The organism is Lelliottia sp. RWM.1 (assembly GCF_016859735.1).
GTDB lineage: Bacteria > Pseudomonadota > Gammaproteobacteria > Enterobacterales > Enterobacteriaceae > Enterobacter.
In genome coordinates this window covers 193083-211861 of the sequence record NZ_WLVC01000004.1, presented here as the reverse complement: position 1 = coordinate 211861, position 18779 = coordinate 193083, and the positions used below count along the sequence as shown (strand labels likewise).

Sequence of the window (18779 nt, the reverse complement as noted above, 5' to 3'; positions counted from 1 at the left end):
TCCCCGTCTTCTTTTTTCTTATGGTGTTAACCCGTCGACCACCACGTGTGGTAGCCCACGGGAACAGTATTCCACCCGGCCATCGACGCCATATACAGTCGCCAGATTCGCAGGGGTAACAACCTCTCCCGGAATGCCGCTGGCAATCAGTTCGCCGCTTTTTAGCATCAGGGCATATTGTGCATGGCGCAACGCAATGTTGATGTCGTGGATCACCACCACGGTGACGATGTTACGCAACCGCGTTTCACGGGCGACGATATCCATCACGTGAAACTGGTAGTTGAGGTCGAGCGCACTTAACGGTTCATCGAGCAACAGCAGGTCCGGCTGGCGGATGAGCGACTGAGCAAGGCCAATCAGCTGTTTTTGTCCGCCGGAAAGCTGGTCAAGGAAGCTCATCGCCAGATGGGCTACGCCCAGTTTGTCGAGGATGGCGTAGGCTTCCTGTTCGGCGTTATGGCCGGAATCATTACCGCTGGCACGTCGAGCGACAATCACTGACTCCAGCGCATGCAGATGCACGCCCTGGGGTAAGGATTGCGGCAGATAAACCACTTTTTGCGCCCGTTTCGCCGAGGGCAACGTCATCAGATCGTCGCCATTCAGCAGCAGTTGTCCCTGGGCGGGGTTTAAATCTGCAAGTGCGCGCAAAAGGGTTGATTTCCCGGAGCCGTTCGGCCCAAGCAGAGCCGTGATTTGTCCGCGAGGAAGCAATGGCGTATTTAGTCCGGCAATGATCTTTTTCTTGCGATAACCAGTGTGCAGGTCGTGTACGCGAAGGCCGTCGGTCATATGTTCCCCCGGTTACGAATAATGATACTGAGGAAGAACGGGACCCCCACCAGCGAAGTCACAATACCGACGGGAATAATGACGCCGGGCACGATATTTTTGGAAAATACGGATGCCAGGGAGAGCACCAGCGCGCCGATCAGCATACTGCCAGGCAGATAAAAACGATGGTCCTCGCCAAACATCATGCGTGAGATATGCGGCGCAACCAGGCCGATAAAGCCAACGGGGCCGACGAAGGCAACCGTTAGCGCGGAAATAATGCTGATGCGTAACAATGTGGTCAGGCGCAGTTTCTTCACGTTAATGCCAAAACTCACCGCACGATCTTCGCCCAGGCGTAGTGCCGTCAGCTTCCAGGCGTTTTTCAACGACAGTGGCACGATAATCACCAACGCGACGGCCAGGATCGCGAGTTTATCCCATGAGGCTCTAGCCAGGCTGCCCATGGTCCAGAAGACCAGCCCTTGCAGGGTATCTTCACTGGCGACAAACTGCAGAATGGAAATCAGGGCGTTAAAGGTAAATACCAGTGCGATGCCAAAGAGCACCACGCCAGAGGTTGCCACGCGCGTCCAGCGGCTGATGCCATCAAGAATAAAACAGGCCAGCAGTGCGAAAACAAAAGCGTTCGCGGGAATAAACCACTTATCAGCAATACCCGGAATGCCTAAGCCCAGCACAATGGCCAGTGCTGCACCGAAAGATGCCGCAGAAGACACACCAAGCGTAAAGGGGCTGGCAAGTGGGTTATTCAGGATGGTTTGCATTTCTGCCCCGGCCAGTCCTAGCGCCATACCGACGGCGACAGCCATCAACGCAAAGGGCAGGCGTAAATCCCAGACAATCACACGTGTTCCTGCATCTGCACCTGCAGCATTAACCAGGGTGTGCCAGAGCGTGGAAACGGAGATTCCGGACGGACCGAGTGTGAAATCCAGGATTAAGGAGCAGACAATACAGAGCAGAAGTATGCCTGCCAGTATGAAGCGTCTGATCAGGATCTTACGGTAATGCGATGCGATGGTGGTCTCGCCAGATTGTTCACTGGCGGCAAGGCTGGAATTCATCAGATAACCTTATGCAACACGAGAGAATCGTTTTATCCCTTTAACGTTCCTGTTCGGGTGCTGCCTGATATCCAATATCCGGGATGCGCCAGGCAACACTATTCTCAATGATAATGCTTATCAATTAAATGTCGTGATTATTCTAATTCCGTTTAGTAATCGTTTCTGTTTAGTACGAAAATTAATCTTTCTTCGTGTATTCCAGCTGTCTGCAGGTCATATAAGCCCCTGTTACACACAGCGTCACCGGGACCAGAAAACTGTGGTCCATCCGGGTAAACTCCATCATCAGCGTAATCGCCGTCACCGGCATTTGCATGGATGCTGACAAAAAGCCAGCCGCGCCAGTCAGGGCAAAGCCGGCCATGTCGCTGCCGGGGAAGAATCGACCAATAAGGATAAACAGCAGAGATCCCAACAGAGCGCCAAGCGTCAGTCCTGGTGTCAACAACCCCCCTTCGGCCCCCCCGCGGAGTACCGCCCAAATGACAAAGACCTTGATACATAAGATTGCCAGTGCGAGCTGCAAGGTGACATCTCCGTCGAGTGTCAATTGCGTTGGACCTTTACCATTTCCGGGTAACTGCGGAAACCATATTGAGAGTGCACCGAGAACCACGAAGGCTATCAGACTGAAAACTGGCATTTGCCAGTTGTTACGCACTTTACTGCGCGCACGCTGCGTGAGGCGACGGAAAAGAAATGCTGCCGTACCAAACAGAGGGCCAGACAGCGCGCCCCAGAAAACCAGTGAAGTGGCCGCGATTTCACTGGTGAAGCGATACTGGTGCTCGTTGCCCAGTCCCAGCGTCGCAACCCAGGCGGCCAGTGCAGAGGTGACCAGTGCCGCAATAGCGGTTTCCCAACTGAAGCTCACCAGCAATACCTCGAGGGTAAAGACCGCGCCTGCCAGCGGCACATTGTACACCGCAGCAAGACCTGCACCTGCCCCACAGGCGATCATCAACCGGAGGTCGGTTGTCGTAAGATGCAACTGACGGGCGACACCGCCTGCAAACAACGCACCGACTTCACGCGGGGCAACTTCCCGGCCAAGTGGGGAGCCCATCGCCACGGTGATGATTTGCAGTAGCGCATGAATCATTGTGGTGATGCCTGGCATTGGGGTATCCGGGTTTTTAACGGCAGCGCTAATGCTGACACGTTTTTTGCCATATCGGCCAAGTAGCCACCACCCACAACCGGCAACAATACCGGCGGCTACGATAGCAAGAAAGCGTCGTTGTGCGCTGGCATCAGTCACGCCCTCCAGAAAGGTTTGAGGACTAAGCACTGTGCTCTGGCTGTAGCCATAAACAAGATGCTGAATTTCATGAAGCAGGAGCGCAAGAAGCATGCCGCCAAGACCGGCTAATACACCGGTGAGAAGAAGGGCCGTCCAGCGCCGGAGCCAGTTAGTGCAGGTTAAAGAGGTCATCATGGTCAATGTGTTGTGATGGAAAGCGGTAGCACCATCATTTCACAAAGTGGGTTAACGGGATATCAATCGACAGGATTGGAGCAGGGAAGATTTCGTGCCCGTGAACCGGGCACGAAAGCGTTGATTAGTGAGATTCACCAATCGGCAGAATGGTGCGACCAAACTGCTCGTTCAGTACTTCACCCATTGCCAGGTAGATTGCGCTTGCGCCACAGACCAGACCAATCCAGCCAGCAACGTGAACGATGCCCTCGTTATCCACCAGATGACCAATCGCCAGCAGGGCGAAAAGAACGGTCAGGCTCAGGAAAACGAACTGCAGTGCACGGTTAGCTTTCAGGGTTCCGAAGAACATGAACAGGGTGAAGACGCCCCACAGGCCCAGGTAGACACCCAGGAAGTGCGCGTTAGCGGCATCAGCCAGACCCATTTTTGGCATCAGCAGGATCGCAACCAGGGTCAGCCAGAAAGAACCGTAAGAGGTAAAGGCGGTTAGGCCAAAGGTATTGCCTTTCTTATATTCCAGCAGGCCCGCGAAGATTTGCGCGATACCGCCGTAGAAAATGCCCATCGCCAGGATAATGCCATCCATCGGGAACATCCCGATATTGTGCAGGTTCAGCAGGATAGTGGTCATGCCAAAACCCATCAGGCCCAGCGGAGCCGGATTAGCCAACTTAGTGTTGCCCATAAGTCCTCAAAAAATCATCATTAATATGGTGAAATGGTTAATCCCACGCCAATTCTCCCAGGCGGGGCGCGGCATCATAATTGGAGCAAATGGCGGCGTCTATGATCTAATCAGGGTGAAATTAAAAAAATTTTTATCCTTCCCCCTTGATGGATGCCGTTACGACCCCATCTTGTAGTCAACCGCAGTGTGTGGACCTGAAAAAAATCAAATCTGGGCAGTTGAAAAAGCACGTTCTGCCCTTATTACAGGTACACAACCACATGTTGATCGAATTTTTAGTGGAGACGTTTAGATGGGTAAAATTATTGGTATCGACCTGGGTACTACCAACTCTTGTGTAGCGATTATGGACGGCACTACTGCACGTGTGCTGGAGAACGCCGAGGGCGATCGCACCACGCCTTCTATCATTGCTTATACCCAGGATGGTGAAACTCTGGTTGGTCAGCCGGCTAAACGTCAGGCAGTGACAAACCCGCAAAACACCCTGTTTGCGATTAAACGCCTGATTGGTCGCCGCTTCCAGGACGAAGAAGTGCAGCGTGATGAAGCCATCATGCCGTACAAAATCATCGGTGCTGACAACGGTGATGCATGGATTGATGTAAAAGGTCAGAAACTTGCACCACCGCAGATCTCAGCTGAAGTGCTGAAGAAAATGAAGAAAACGGCTGAAGATTACCTGGGCGAACCAGTAACTGAAGCCGTTATCACCGTACCGGCATACTTCAACGATGCGCAGCGTCAGGCAACCAAAGATGCCGGCCGTATTGCGGGTCTGGAAGTCAAACGTATCATCAACGAACCAACCGCTGCTGCACTGGCTTACGGTCTGGATAAAGAAGTTGGCAACCGTACTATCGCGGTTTACGACCTGGGTGGTGGTACTTTCGATATCTCTATTATCGAAATCGATGAAGTTGACGGCGAGAAAACCTTTGAAGTTCTGGCTACCAACGGTGATACCCACCTGGGTGGCGAAGACTTCGATAGCCGTATGATCAACTACCTCGTTGATGAGTTTAAGAAAGATCAGGGCATTGACCTGCGTAACGATCCGCTGGCTATGCAGCGCCTGAAAGAAGCCGCTGAGAAAGCGAAGATCGAGCTGTCTTCCGCTCAGCAGACCGACGTAAACCTGCCGTACATTACTGCAGATGCGAGCGGTCCAAAACACATGAACATCAAAGTGACGCGTGCGAAACTGGAAAGCCTGGTTGAAGACCTGGTAAACCGTTCCATCGAGCCACTGAAAGTTGCACTGCAGGATGCTGGCCTGTCCGTATCGGACATCCAGGACGTTATCCTGGTCGGTGGTCAGACACGTATGCCAATGGTTCAGAAGAAAGTTGCTGAATTCTTTGGTAAAGAGCCACGTAAAGACGTTAACCCAGATGAAGCTGTTGCGATTGGTGCAGCTGTTCAGGGGGGTGTATTGACGGGTGATGTTAAAGACGTACTGCTGCTGGACGTTACCCCGCTGTCTCTGGGTATCGAAACCATGGGCGGTGTGATGACTGCACTCATCAACAAAAACACCACTATCCCAACCAAGCACAGCCAGGTGTTCTCTACCGCTGAAGACAACCAGTCTGCGGTAACCATCCATGTGCTGCAGGGTGAACGTAAACGTGCTGCAGATAACAAAGATTTGGGTCAGTTCAACCTCGATGGTATCAGCCCAGCACCACGCGGCATGCCGCAAATCGAAGTGACCTTCGATATCGATGCTGACGGCATTCTGCACGTTTCCGCGAAAGACAAAAACAGCGGTAAAGAGCAGAAAATCACCATCAAGGCATCTTCTGGTCTGAACGAAGATGAAATCGAAAAAATGGTTCGCGAAGCGGAAGCAAACGCTGAGTCTGACCGTAAATTCGAAGAGCTGGTGCAGACCCGCAACCAGGGTGACCACTTGCTGCACAGCACCCGTAAGCAGGTTGAAGAAGCAGGCGATAAACTGCCAGCTGACGACAAAGCGGCGATCGAGACTGCACTGAGCGCGCTGGAATCTTCTCTGAAAGGCGAAGATAAAGCGGATATCGAAGCGAAGATGCAGGAACTGGCGCAGGCTTCTCAGAAGCTGATGGAAATTGCTCAGCAGCAGCACGCACAACAGCAGGCTGGCGCTGACGCTTCCGCGAACAATGCGAAAGACGACGATGTTGTCGACGCTGAGTTCGAAGAAGTGAAAGATAAAAAATAATCGCCCTGATGCAGGGTAATTAATCGGCACGGGCGTAGGAGATTTCTCCACGCCCGTGCTCGCATGTTAAGGGGCTTAAAAAAACCAATGGCGAAGCAAGACTATTACGAGATTTTAGGCGTTCCGAAAACTGCGGAAGAGCGTGAAATCAAAAAGGCGTATAAGCGCCTGGCCATGAAATTCCACCCGGACCGTAACCAGGGGGACAAAGAGGCCGAAGCCAAATTTAAAGAGATCAAAGAAGCTTACGAAATCCTGACTGACGCACAGAAACGTGCAGCCTACGACCAGTACGGTCACGCGGCCTTTGAACAAGGCGGCATGGGAGGCGGTGGATTTGGTGGCGGCGGTTTTGGCGGCGGCGCAGATTTTGGCGATATCTTTGGCGATGTGTTCGGCGATATCTTCGGCGGCGGTCGTGGACGTCAGCGAGCAGCTCGTGGTGCGGATCTGCGTTACAACATGGATCTGTCTCTTGAAGAAGCGGTACGGGGCGTGACCAAAGAGATCCGCATTCCGACGCTGGAAGAGTGTGATATCTGTCATGGCAGCGGCGCGAAAGCAGGAACGCAACCACAGACCTGTCCAACCTGTCACGGTTCAGGCCAGGTGCAGATGCGTCAGGGCTTCTTTGCAGTACAGCAGGCCTGTCCGCACTGTCATGGTCGCGGTACGCTGATTAAAGACCCATGCACTAAGTGTCATGGTCATGGTCGCGTTGAGAAAACCAAAACCTTGTCCGTTAAAATCCCGGCGGGTGTCGATACGGGCGACCGTATCCGTCTGACAGGCGAAGGCGAAGCGGGTGAGCATGGCGCACCAGCAGGCGATCTGTACGTTCAGGTTCAGGTGAAGCAGCATCCAATCTTCGAGCGCGAAGGCAATAACCTGTACTGTGAAGTGCCAATTAACTTTGCGATGGCAGCGCTTGGCGGTGAAATCGAAGTACCGACACTGGATGGACGCGTCAAACTGAAAGTACCGGGCGAAACGCAGACGGGAAAACTGTTCCGCATGCGCGGCAAAGGTGTGAAATCAGTCCGCGGTGGAGCGCAAGGCGACTTGCTGTGCCGCGTTGTGGTTGAAACGCCTGTGGGCCTGAATGAGAAACAAAAACAACTGTTGAAGGATTTGCAGGATAGCTTTGGTGGCCCAACGGGTGAAAAAAATAGCCCGCGCTCCAAAAGCTTCTTTGATGGCGTGAAAAAATTCTTTGATGATTTGACCCGCTAATCAACCTCTGAAAGATGTGAATTTCTCAAAGCCCGGAAGCGATTCCGGGCTTTTTCTTGTACGTGATAATAGTTCGGTAAAATCGAGCATATAGTCAATATTAATCTGTTTTTACCGACTGGTTTGGCTTGGTAATATGGTTTTATCGAGGTATTGTCGTTAAAGAGAGAATAAAAAGTGAAACTTCTACATCAATTCTTCCGCAATGAAGCATCCGGCGGCATCATTTTAATTATTGCTGCTGTGACGGCGATGGTGTTGGCCAACCTGGGTGCAACACGCGACTTGTACCACGCATTTCTGGAAACCCCTGTTGAACTTCGGGTCGGTATTCTGGAAATCAATAAAAACATGCTGCTGTGGATCAATGATGCGTTAATGGCTGTGTTCTTCCTGTTGGTGGGGCTGGAAGTCAAACGTGAGCTGGTTCAGGGATCGCTTGCCAGCCGTCAGCGCGCCGCATTTCCGGTGATTGCGGCAATCGGCGGAATGGTTGTTCCGGCACTTCTTTTCCTGGCCTTTAACTATCAGGACCCGGTTGCCCGCCACGGTTGGGCTATCCCGGCGGCAACGGACATTGCCTTTGCTCTCGGTGTCCTGGCGTTACTGGGAAATCGTGTCCCGGTAGCGTTGAAAATTTTCCTGATGGCGCTGGCGATCATTGATGACCTCGGGGCAATCGTCATTATCGCGTTGTTCTACACCAGCGAACTGTCGATATTGTCATTAAGCGTTGCTGCTGCTGCGATTGTTGTGTTGGCGCTGTTGAATATCTGCAATGTTCGCCGCATTGGTATTTATGTCCTCGTGGGGATCATCCTGTGGACTGCCGTGTTGAAATCGGGCGTGCATGCGACCCTGGCGGGTGTCATTGTGGGCTTCTTCGTGCCACTTAAGGCTCAGGAGGGGAAATCTCCTGCCAAACAGCTTGAGCATGTGCTCCATCCCTGGGTTGCCTTCATGATCCTGCCGCTGTTTGCCTTTGCTAACGCGGGTGTTTCGCTGGATGGAGTGACGCTGGAAGGCCTGACCTCAATGCTGCCGTTAGGTATTGCTGCGGGTCTGCTTATTGGTAAGCCATTGGGTATTGGCCTTTTCTGCTGGCTGGCGCTTAAACTTAAACTCGCTTCATTGCCTCAGGGAACAACCTGCAAGCAGATTATGGCGGTAGGCGTGTTGTGCGGCATCGGATTTACCATGTCGATTTTCATCTCGACGCTGGCATTTGGCGCTCATGCGCCTGAGCTTATCGTGTGGGCTAAACTCGGTATCTTAATCGGGTCATTACTGGCGGCAGTGATTGGTTTTACGTTGCTGAAGATGAAATTGCCGGGACACCCAGGTCAGGCATAACGGAGACCGGGAGAGGGGAGCACCTTCTCCCGGCATACAATCAGGGAGTGAAGGGACGATGTCTCATTTAAATTACAACCATCTGTACTACTTCTGGCATGTCTATAAAGAAGGGTCGGTCGTCGGTGCTGCAGAAGCCCTCTACCTGACGCCACAGACCATTACCGGGCAGATAAAAGCCCTGGAAGAGCGCCTGCAAGGGAAGCTATTTAAGCGTAAAGGCCGCGGTATTGAGCCGAGCGAGTTGGGAGAACTGGTGTTCCGTTATGCGGATAAGATGTTTACCCTCAGCCAGGAGATGCTCGATATTGTGAATTATCGCAAAGAGTCGAATTTGCTCTTTGATGTGGGCGTGGCCGATGCGTTATCAAAACGTCTGGTGAGCGGGGTGCTGGATGCGGCTGTCGTGGAGGATGAACAGATCCATCTGCGCTGCTTTGAATCCACGCATGAGATGCTGCTGGAGCAATTGAGTCAACACAAGCTGGATATGATTATTTCGGATTGTCCGATTGATTCCACCCAGCAGGAAGGATTGTTCTCGGTGAAGATTGGTGAATGCGGCGTGAGTTTCTGGTGTATTAATCCGCCACCGGAAAAACCCTTCCCGGCTTGCCTTGAGGAGCGTCGTTTGCTGGTTCCCGGAAGGCGTTCCATGCTTGGCCGTAAGCTGCTGAACTGGTTTAACTCCCAGGGGCTTAAGGTTGAGATCCTCGGTGAGTTTGATGATGCTGCGCTGATGAAAGCGTTTGGCGAAGCGCATAACGCCATCTTCGTTGCGCCAACGCTTTATGCGCACGATCTCTACTCGGATAACAAAATTACGGAGATTGGCAGGGTGGATAACGTGATGGAAGAGTACCACGCGATCTTTGCCGAAAGGATGATCCAGCACCCGGCAGTACAGCGTATCTGCAACCGTGATTATTCGGCGCTCTTTACGCCCCCGGCAATGTAAGGCAATAAAAAAACCCGCGTTAAGCGGGTTCATTTAAACAAGCAACAACAAGTGGCGATTAAGCCAGTTTGTTGATCTGCGCGGTCAAGTTTGCTTTATGACGCGCTGCTTTGTTTTTGTGGATCAGACCTTTAGCAGCCTGACGATCCACGATTGGTTGCATTTCGTTAAATGCATTCTGTGCAGCAGCTTTGTCGCCAGCTTCGATTGCTGCGTATACTTTCTTGATGAAAGTACGCATCATAGAGCGACGGCTTGCATTGTGCTTACGAGCCTTTTCAGACTGGATGGCACGTTTCTTAGCTGATTTGATATTAGCCAAGGTCCAACTCCCAAATATGATCTATGTGGACAATTCAAAGGCCGAGGAATATGCCCTCTATACCTTCTTTTGTCAATGGATTTGTGCAAATAAGCGCCGTTGTATGGCGACGCTACGTTACGTAGTGATGGCGCAGGATTCTACCAGCTTGTCTCTCGTGAATACAGCTTTTCGGCAGAAAAATCGTCGTCCAGCGGCAGTTTTTTTCTCTCTGAAAGGTCAGCATGATGAAATCATTACGGCTTTCTGTTTTGCGGGAACAATCGCCGGTTAACCTTAACCGCTGTACAAGGTATACTCTGGCGATTTTCACTGTTTTGAGCCAGTCATGAAGCTGATACGCGGCATACATAATCTCAGTAACGCCCCTCATGGGTGCGTGCTGACTATTGGTAATTTCGACGGCGTGCATCGTGGGCATCAGGCGCTGTTGCAGGGATTGCGTAAAGAAGGGCAGGCCCGTGGTCTGCCCGTCGTAGTAATGATATTCGAGCCACAGCCGCTGGAGCTGTTTGCGGGCGATAAATCGCCCGCACGCCTGACTCGCCTGCGTGAGAAATTGCGCTATCTGGCGGAGTGCGGTGTGGACTACGTACTCTGTGTACGTTTCGACCGTCGCTTTGCCGCGCTGACAGCACAAAATTTTGTTGGCGACCTGTTGGTCAAGCAGCTTGGCGTGCAGTTTCTCGCTGTGGGCGATGATTTCCGCTTTGGCGCTGGTCGTCAGGGCGATTTCTTGTTATTACAGAAGGCTGGTCTGGAGTACGGTTTTGACGTCACCAGTGCGATGACGTTCTGTGAAGGCGGCGTTCGTGTCAGCAGCACGGCGGTTCGCCAGGCGCTGGCAGATGATGAACTGGAAACGGCAGAAAATCTGCTGGGGCATCCATTCACCATTTCAGGCCGTGTAGTACACGGTGATGCGCTGGGCCGTACGATAGGTTTCCCGACGGCGAATATACCGCTACGTCGTCAGGTATCCCCGGTTAAAGGGGTCTATGCGGTAGAAGTGACCGGACTGGGCGATACGCCATTCTTCGGTGTCGCCAATATTGGCACACGTCCAACCGTTGCCGGTGTGCGACAGCAGCTGGAAGTCCATCTGCTGGATGTTGTAATGGACCTCTATGGTCGCCATATAGATGTAATCCTGCGTAAAAAAATACGCAATGAGCAGCGATTTGGTTCGCTGGATGAACTTAAAGCACAAATCGCGCGAGATGAATTAACCGCCCGCGAGTTTTTTGGGCTATCAAACCCGGCTTAAATGCCTACGTGATAAATACGGAACCGAGAATCTGATGAGTGACTATAAATCAACCCTGAATTTGCCGGAAACAGGGTTCCCGATGCGCGGCGATCTCGCCAAGCGCGAACCGGGAATGCTGGCGCGTTGGACCGATGATGACCTGTACGGCATCATTCGTGCAGCCAAAAAAGGCAAAAAAACCTTCATTCTGCATGATGGCCCTCCATATGCGAATGGCAGCATTCATATTGGTCACTCTGTAAACAAGATTCTGAAAGACATTATCGTGAAGTCCAAAGGACTCACGGGTTTTGACTCGCCTTATGTTCCAGGCTGGGACTGCCACGGTCTGCCAATTGAGCTGAAAGTGGAACAGGAATTCGGTAAGCCGGGTGAGAAATTCACCGCAGCGGAATTCCGCGCAAAATGCCGCGAATACGCTGCAAACCAGGTTGATGGTCAGCGTAAAGACTTTATCCGTCTTGGCGTACTGGGCGACTGGTCACATCCGTACCTGACCATGGACTTCAAAACCGAAGCCAACATCATCCGTGCGCTGGGCAAAATCATCGGTAACGGCCACCTGCACAAAGGCGCGAAGCCAGTGCACTGGTGTGTAGATTGCCGTTCTGCACTGGCAGAAGCGGAAGTTGAGTATTACGACAAAACGTCACCATCCATTGATGTGGCTTTCCAGGCCGTTGACCAGGATGCCGTAAAAGCCAAATTTGGCGTGTCATCTGTAAACGGCCCAATCTCTCTGGTTATCTGGACGACCACTCCGTGGACACTGCCAGCAAACCGAGCGATCTCCCTGTCTGGTGAATTTGAATATGCGCTGGTACAGGTTGAAGGTCAGGCGGTTATCCTGGCGAAAGATCTGGTCGAAAGCGTACTGAAGCGCGCACATATCAGCGAATACAGCATTCTGGGTACTGTGAATGGCGCTGAGCTGGAGCTGATGCGCTTCAAACACCCGTTCCTGGACTTCGATGTCCCGGCAATCCTGGGTGACCACGTTACGCTGGAAGCCGGTACAGGCGCAGTCCATACCGCAGGCGGTCACGGTCCTGACGACTACAATATCAGCCTGAAATACGGTCTGGAAATCGCCAACCCGGTTGGTCCTGACGGCTCTTACCTGCCAGGAACATACCCGTCTCTGGATGGCATTAACGTCTTCAAAGCAAACGACATCATCGTCGACATGCTGCGTACCAGTGGCGCGTTGCTGCACGTTGAGAAGATGCAACACAGCTATCCGTGCTGCTGGCGTCACAAGTCGCCAATCATCTTCCGTGCAACGCCGCAGTGGTTCGTAAGCATGGATCAGAAAGGCCTGCGCGAGCAGTCTCTGAAAGAGATCAAAGGCGTACAGTGGATCCCGGACTGGGGCCAGGCGCGTATCGAATCCATGGTGGCAAACCGTCCTGACTGGTGTATCTCCCGTCAGCGTACCTGGGGTGTGCCGATGTCTCTGTTTGTCCATAAAGAGACACAGGAGCTGCATCCGCGTACCCTGGAATTGATGGAAGAAGTGGCGAAGCGCGTTGAAGTTGACGGCATTCAGGCATGGTGGGATCTCGACTCCCGCGACATCCTGGGTGCAGATGCGGATAACTACGAGAAAGTGCCAGATACCCTGGACGTATGGTTCGATTCAGGATCAACCCACTCCTCAGTGGTTGATGTGCGTCCAGAGTTTAGCGGCCATGCGGCAGATATGTATCTGGAAGGTTCTGACCAACACCGTGGCTGGTTTATGTCATCTCTGATGATCTCTACCGCGATGAAGGGCAAAGCGCCATATCGCCAGGTACTGACTCACGGTTTCACCGTGGATGGTCAGGGCCGTAAAATGTCCAAGTCCATCGGTAACACCGTCTCTTCTCAGGATGTGATGAACAAACTCGGCGCGGATATCCTGCGTCTGTGGGTGGCATCGACTGACTATACCGGCGAAATGGCCGTGTCGGATGAGATCCTGAAACGTGCTGCCGACAGTTATCGTCGTATCCGTAACACCGCGCGCTTCTTGCTGGCAAACCTGAATGGGTTTGACCCAGTAAAAGACATGGTACAGCCGGAAGAGATGGTGGTGCTGGATCGCTGGGCTGTAGGCTGCGCGAAAGCGGCTCAGGACGATATCCTGAAAGCCTATGAATCTTACGATTTCCACGAAGTGGTACAGCGCCTGATGCGCTTCTGCTCCATTGAGATGGGCTCGTTCTACCTCGACATCATCAAAGACCGCCAGTACACCGCGAAAGCGGACAGCGTAGCCCGTCGTAGCTGCCAGACTGCGCTGTTCCACATTGCAGAAGCACTGGTACGCTGGATGGCGCCTATCATGTCCTTCACTGCGGATGAAATCTGGGGCTACTTGCCAGGCGATCGTGAGAAATATGTCTTCACGGGCGAATGGTACGAAGGTCTGTTTGATCTCTCTGGCACTGAAACCATGAACGATGCGTTCTGGGATGAGCTGCTGAAAGTTCGTGGTGAAGTGAATAAGGTCATCGAGCAGGCTCGTGCTGACAAGAAAGTCGGCGGCTCTCTGGAAGCGGCAGTGACGCTGTATGCAGAACCTGAGCTGGCGACGAAACTGACAGCGCTGGGTGATGAATTACGATTTGTCCTGTTGACCTCTGGTGCAAAAGTTGCGGATTATGCCGACGCTTCTGCAGATGCACAGCAGAGCGAGTTGCTCAAAGGGCTGAAAATTGCTCTGAGCAAAGCCGACGGTGAGAAATGCCCGCGTTGCTGGCATTACACAACGGATGTCGGTCAGGTGGCGGAACACGCAGAAATCTGCGGACGCTGTGTGAGCAACGTCGCCGGAGACGGCGAGAAACGTAAGTTTGCCTGATGAGTAAATCTCTCTGTTCAACAGGACTGCGCTGGCTGTGGCTGGTGGTGGTAGTGCTGATTATTGATTTGGGCAGCAAGTATCTGATCCTCCAGAATTTCGCTCTGGGGGAGACAGTGCCGCTGTTCCCGTCTCTTAACCTGCACTATGCCCGTAACTACGGTGCGGCATTCAGCTTCCTTGCTGACAGCGGTGGCTGGCAGCGCTGGTTCTTCGCCGGTATCGCGCTCGGTATCTGCGTTGTACTGTCGGTGCTGATGTACCGTTCGAAGGCGACGCAAAAACTGAATAACATTGCTTATGCTCTGATCATCGGTGGTGCATTAGGCAACCTGTTTGATCGTCTGTGGCATGGTTTTGTTGTCGATATGATCGACTTCTATGTCGGCGACTGGCACTTTGCAACCTTTAACCTGGCCGATAGCGCAATATGTATCGGTGCGGCGTTAATTGTGCTGGAAGGCTTCTTGCCGAACGCAGCTGCGAAAAAACAGGCGTAATCTCTCCCACCCGGTGTGCATTATGCCGCCGGGTTAAAACAACTGGACGATGTGCATGTCTAAATCCATACAGAGCAATAGCGCAGTACTGGTTCACTTCACGTTGAAACTGGATGATGGCTCAACCGCGGAATCCACACGCAACAACGGTAAACCGGCCCTGTTTCGTCTTGGTGATACTTCCCTGTCTGAAGGTCTGGAACAACAGCTTCTGGGTCTGAAAGAGGGAGAGAAAAAGGCGTTTTCGCTGGAGCCGGATGCGGCATTTGGCGTGCCAAGCCCGGATCTGATCCAGTATTTCTCTCGCCGTGAATTTATGGATGCGGGCGAGCCGGAAATCGGCGCAATTATGCTCTTTACCGCAATGGATGGCAGCGAAATGCCTGGCGTGATCCGCGAGATCAACGGCGATTCAATCACCGTCGATTTCAACCATCCGCTAGCCGGGCGTACCGTCCATTTTGATGTCGACGTGCTGGAGATTGACCCAGCGCTGGAGGATGTGAATGCAGATCCTGTTGGCTAACCCGCGCGGCTTCTGCGCCGGTGTAGACCGCGCTATCAGCATTGTTGAAAATGCGCTGGAAATATACGGCGCACCTATCTATGTTCGACACGAAGTGGTGCATAACCGCTATGTGGTTGACAGCCTGCGCGAGCGCGGGGCGATTTTTATTGAGCAGATCAGCGAAGTGCCAGATGGGGCGATCCTGATTTTCTCTGCACACGGCGTATCTCAGGCTGTACGTAACGAAGCCAAAAGCCGCGATCTGACGGTGTTTGACGCGACCTGCCCGTTAGTGACCAAAGTCCATATGGAAGTGGCGCGCGCCAGTCGCCGTGGTGAAGAGTCTATTCTGATTGGTCATGCAGGCCATCCGGAAGTGGAAGGAACCATGGGCCAGTACAGCAACCCGGAAGGGGGGATGTACCTGGTGGAATCTCCGGATGATGTCTTTTCACTGAATGTGAAAAATGAAGCTCGTCTGTCGTTTATGACTCAGACAACGCTTTCAGTGGACGATACGTCTGATGTGATCGACGCATTGCGCAGTCGTTTCCCGAAGATTGTTGGGCCGCGTAAAGACGATATCTGCTATGCCACGACCAACCGTCAGGAAGCCGTGCGTGCGCTGGCCGAGCAGGCTGATGTCGTGCTGGTTGTCGGTTCTAAAAACTCCTCCAACTCCAACCGACTGGCTGAACTGGCACAGCGGATGGGCAAAGCTGCTTTTTTGATTGATGACGCGACGGATATTCAGGAAACATGGGTCAAAAATGCGGGCTGTGTAGGCGTAACGGCAGGGGCATCCGCACCTGACATTCTGGTGCAGAACGTGATTTCTCGTCTGCAAGAGCTAGGGGGCGGTGAGGCGATACCGCTTGAAGGCCGCGAAGAAAATATCGTCTTCGAAGTGCCAAAAGAACTGCGTATTGACGCCCGTGAAGTCGAATAATCCCTTTTCAGATAAAAGGCCAGCACCTCATGTGCTGGCCTTTTTTTTAGCCATTACTTTATCGTGAAGACGAAATCATGTCTTTTTCTGATATTTAAGTCAGTTTCACGTTAAATTCTAATTATCGGTGTTTTCAGTTGGCGGCCTAGACGAAGGCTGGGTAATCTGAAAACGGTTTACATCATTTTAACGTAAGAGAATAACTATGCATGATGCACAGATCCGTGTCGCAATTGCTGGCGCGGGTGGACGTATGGGCCGACAGCTGATTCAGGCGGCGCTACAGATGGATGGTGTGGCGCTTGGCGCTGCGCTGGAGCGCGAAGGTTCATCTCTGCTAGGAACGGATGCGGGTGAATTAGCAGGGGCTGGCAAAACCGGTGTCACCGTTCAAAGCAGCCTGGATACAGTAAAAGATGATTTCGATGTGTTCATCGATTTTACTCGCCCTGAAGGGACGCTGAATCATCTGGCATTTTGCCGTCAGCACGGTAAAGGGATGGTCATTGGCACAACAGGTTTTGACGATGCCGGTAAGCAGGCAATCCTGGAAGCGTCACAGCATGTTGCTATCGTCTTTGCAGCAAACTTCAGTGTGGGCGTGAATGTGATGCTCAAACTGCTGGAGAAAGCGGCGAAGGTCATGGGTGATTATACCGACATCGAGATTGTCGAAGCGCACCACCGCTATAAAGTCGATGCGCCATCAGGTACAGCATTGGCGATGGGGGAAGCGATTGCTCATGCACTGAATAAAGATTTAAAAGAGTGTGCGGTTTATACCCGTGAAGGTTACACCGGTGAGCGCGTACCCGGTACGATTGGCTTTGCCACTGTTCGTGCGGGCGATATCGTCGGTGAACATACTGCGATGTTCGCCGACATTGGCGAACGTGTAGAGATTACGCACAAAGCATCAAGCCGTATGACCTTTGCCAATGGTGCGGTACGTTCTGCTTTGTGGCTAAAAGGCAAGAAAGATGGTCTTTTTGATATGCGAGATGTGCTTGATCTCAACAATTTGTAAGATTTATTACCCATCGTGATGTGGTTATTGCAGTCGTAATGCATTGATTGCATAGGGCAATATTTTATTGCCCTTTTATTTTTCATGTTTAACTGAATTAATTAAACATAACTCTTGAAAATAAACGTTATCTTGTGTTTTTGTGTTGATGTTTTGTAAATTTTGACCATCTGGTCTACTTTTTACTGTCTTCTCTCTTTATTTTCCATTAAACGTGCCACGCAAGCGTTTTCCGATGTGATTTACTTGATCTTTTTGTCGGTTAATCGGCTTAACACGCGCCAGCTTCCCAAAAGAACAAACAAAATATCCGTTTTGAGTTGACTTTCACCGACTAAATCCCCAGAATGCCGCCGTTTGCCGAAAATCCACTGGCAACAAATTTGCATTGATTCATGACATGGTTGTGAATTAATATGCAGATAAAGTGAGTGAATATTCTCTGGAGGGTGTTTTGATTAAGTCAGCGCTATTGGTTCTGGAAGACGGAACCCAGTTTATCGGTCGGGCCATAGGGGCAACAGGTTCGGCGGTTGGGGAAGTCGTTTTCAATACTTCAATGACCGGTTATCAAGAAATCCTCACTGATCCTTCCTATTCCCGCCAAATCGTCACCCTTACTTATCCCCATATCGGCAATGTCGGCACTAACGCCGCTGATGAAGAGTCCTCTCAGGTACATGCGCAAGGTCTGATTATTCGCGACCTGCCGCTGATTGCCAGCAACTACCGCAATACCGAAGATCTTTCTTCTTACCTGAAGCGCCATAACATCGTGGCGATTGCTGATATCGATACCCGTAAGCTGACGCGTTTGCTGCGTGAGAAGGGTGCACAAAACGGTTGCATCATCGCGGGTGATAACCTGGATGCGGCCCTGGCGCAGGAAAAAGCAAAAGCTTTCCCTGGTCTGAACGGCATGGACCTCGCGAAAGAGGTCACCACCGCGGAAGCCTACAGCTGGACACAAGGTAGCTGGACGCTGGAAGGTGAGCTGCCGGAAGCGAAAAAAGAGAGCGAATTGCCTTTCCATGTTGTGGCATACGATTTCGGCGCGAAACGTAACATTCTGCGCATGCTGGTTGATCGCGGCTGCCGCCTGACAGTGGTTCCGGCGAAAACCTCTGCTGAAGAAGTGCTGAAGATGAATCCGGACGGTATCTTCCTCTCCAACGGCCCTGGTGACCCGGCGCCATGTGATTACGCAATCAACGCGATTACCTCCTTCCTCGAAACGGATGTTCCGGTCTTCGGCATCTGTCTTGGCCACCAGTTGCTGGCGCTGGCGAGCGGAGCTAACACCGTAAAAATGAAGTTTGGTCACCACGGTGGCAACCATCCGGTAAAAGATATCGATAATAATACCGTGATGATCACCGCCCAGAACCACGGCTTCGCCGTCGATGAGGCATCTATGCCTGCTAACCTGCGCGTGACACACAAATCGCTGTTCGATGGCACTCTGCAGGGCATCCATCGTACCGACAAGCCTGCATTCAGTTTCCAGGGTCACCCGGAAGCGAGCCCAGGCCCGCACGATGCCGCACCGCTGTTCGATCACTTCATCGAACTTATTGAGCAATACCGTAAGACCGCTAAATAATC

General features: G+C 52.1%; 16 protein-coding genes and 1 pseudogene. 12 read left to right on the top strand and 5 right to left on the bottom strand.

From position 1 onward, the window contains the following. Positions 1-18 precede the first annotated feature (18 nt). From GF617_RS05530 to satP, 4 genes are all read right to left on the bottom strand, one after another. Positions 19-795 carry an ABC transporter ATP-binding protein gene (locus GF617_RS05530; RefSeq protein ID WP_181622186.1) on the bottom strand — a complete coding sequence of 259 codons (777 nt, stop codon included), beginning with the start codon at positions 793-795 and terminating at the stop codon, positions 19-21. Further along, positions 792-1865: an iron ABC transporter permease gene (locus GF617_RS05525; protein ID WP_181622187.1), complete on the bottom strand. Its 1074-nt coding sequence runs from the start codon at positions 1863-1865 to the stop codon at positions 792-794. The genes GF617_RS05530 and GF617_RS05525 overlap by 4 nt, the downstream gene beginning before the upstream one ends. A gap of 181 nt (positions 1866-2046) precedes the next feature. Then, on the bottom strand, positions 2047-3306 hold the full coding sequence (locus GF617_RS05520; protein ID WP_203451259.1) for a chloride channel protein: 1260 nt from the start codon (positions 3304-3306) through the stop codon (positions 2047-2049). A 124-nt stretch (positions 3307-3430) separates the two neighbouring features. Further along, positions 3431-3997: an acetate uptake transporter gene (gene satP / locus GF617_RS05515; RefSeq protein ID WP_181622189.1), complete on the bottom strand. Its 567-nt coding sequence runs from the start codon at positions 3995-3997 to the stop codon at positions 3431-3433. A 295-nt stretch (positions 3998-4292) separates the two neighbouring features. Here satP and dnaK point away from each other — a divergent pair, with 295 nt between their 5' ends. From dnaK to nhaR, 4 genes are all read left to right on the top strand, one after another. After that, positions 4293-6206, top strand: coding sequence for a molecular chaperone DnaK (gene dnaK / locus GF617_RS05510; protein ID WP_181622190.1), 1914 nt, complete (start codon positions 4293-4295; stop codon positions 6204-6206). Positions 6207-6293: 87 nt separating this feature from the next. Further along, positions 6294-7439 (top strand): molecular chaperone DnaJ, encoded by a 1146-nt coding sequence (gene dnaJ, locus GF617_RS05505; protein WP_181622191.1) that lies wholly within the window; start codon positions 6294-6296, stop codon positions 7437-7439. A gap of 177 nt (positions 7440-7616) precedes the next feature. Beyond that, entirely contained in the window at positions 7617-8792 is a 1176-nt protein-coding gene (gene nhaA / locus GF617_RS05500; protein ID WP_203451258.1) for a Na+/H+ antiporter NhaA, read from the top strand. Between the two features lie 58 nt (positions 8793-8850). Further along, positions 8851-9750 carry a transcriptional activator NhaR gene (nhaR, locus tag GF617_RS05495; RefSeq protein ID WP_203451257.1) on the top strand — a complete coding sequence of 300 codons (900 nt, stop codon included), beginning with the start codon at positions 8851-8853 and terminating at the stop codon, positions 9748-9750. Between the two features lie 58 nt (positions 9751-9808). On the opposite strand, the gene rpsT is transcribed toward nhaR, so the two are convergent. Next, the gene (gene rpsT / locus GF617_RS05490; RefSeq protein ID WP_008502037.1) at positions 9809-10072 is read right to left on the bottom strand and encodes a 30S ribosomal protein S20; all 264 of its coding nucleotides are present in this window, start codon (positions 10070-10072) and stop codon (positions 9809-9811) included. 99 nt (positions 10073-10171) lie between these two features. On the opposite strand from rpsT, the pseudogene GF617_RS05485 reads away from it, so the two are divergent. From GF617_RS05485 to carA, 8 genes and pseudogenes are all read left to right on the top strand, one after another. Then, positions 10172-10393, top strand: a pseudogene (locus GF617_RS05485) (DUF2575 domain-containing protein). Between the two features lie 7 nt (positions 10394-10400). Further along, positions 10401-11339, top strand: coding sequence for a bifunctional riboflavin kinase/FAD synthetase (gene ribF, locus GF617_RS05480; protein WP_203451256.1), 939 nt, complete (start codon positions 10401-10403; stop codon positions 11337-11339). Between the two features lie 34 nt (positions 11340-11373). After that, on the top strand, positions 11374-14190 hold the full coding sequence (ileS, locus tag GF617_RS05475; RefSeq protein ID WP_203451255.1) for an isoleucine--tRNA ligase: 2817 nt from the start codon (positions 11374-11376) through the stop codon (positions 14188-14190). Next, positions 14190-14690, top strand: a complete 501-nt coding sequence (gene lspA / locus GF617_RS05470; RefSeq protein WP_181622197.1) for a signal peptidase II — start codon at positions 14190-14192, stop codon at positions 14688-14690. The genes ileS and lspA overlap by 1 nt, the downstream gene beginning before the upstream one ends. Positions 14691-14745: 55 nt before the next feature. After that, positions 14746-15216, top strand: a complete 471-nt coding sequence (gene fkpB / locus GF617_RS05465) for an FKBP-type peptidyl-prolyl cis-trans isomerase (protein ID WP_181622198.1) — start codon at positions 14746-14748, stop codon at positions 15214-15216. Further along, entirely contained in the window at positions 15197-16147 is a 951-nt protein-coding gene (ispH, locus tag GF617_RS05460) for a 4-hydroxy-3-methylbut-2-enyl diphosphate reductase (protein ID WP_181622199.1), read from the top strand. Before fkpB ends, ispH begins: the two co-directional genes overlap by 20 nt. 205 nt (positions 16148-16352) lie before the next feature. Then, a complete protein-coding gene (gene dapB / locus GF617_RS05455; RefSeq protein WP_203451254.1) occupies positions 16353-17174 on the top strand; it encodes a 4-hydroxy-tetrahydrodipicolinate reductase in 822 nt (273 codons plus the stop codon). 454 nt (positions 17175-17628) lie between these two features. Next, on the top strand, positions 17629-18777 hold the full coding sequence (carA, locus tag GF617_RS05450; RefSeq protein ID WP_181622201.1) for a glutamine-hydrolyzing carbamoyl-phosphate synthase small subunit: 1149 nt from the start codon (positions 17629-17631) through the stop codon (positions 18775-18777). Positions 18778-18779 lie beyond the last annotated feature (2 nt).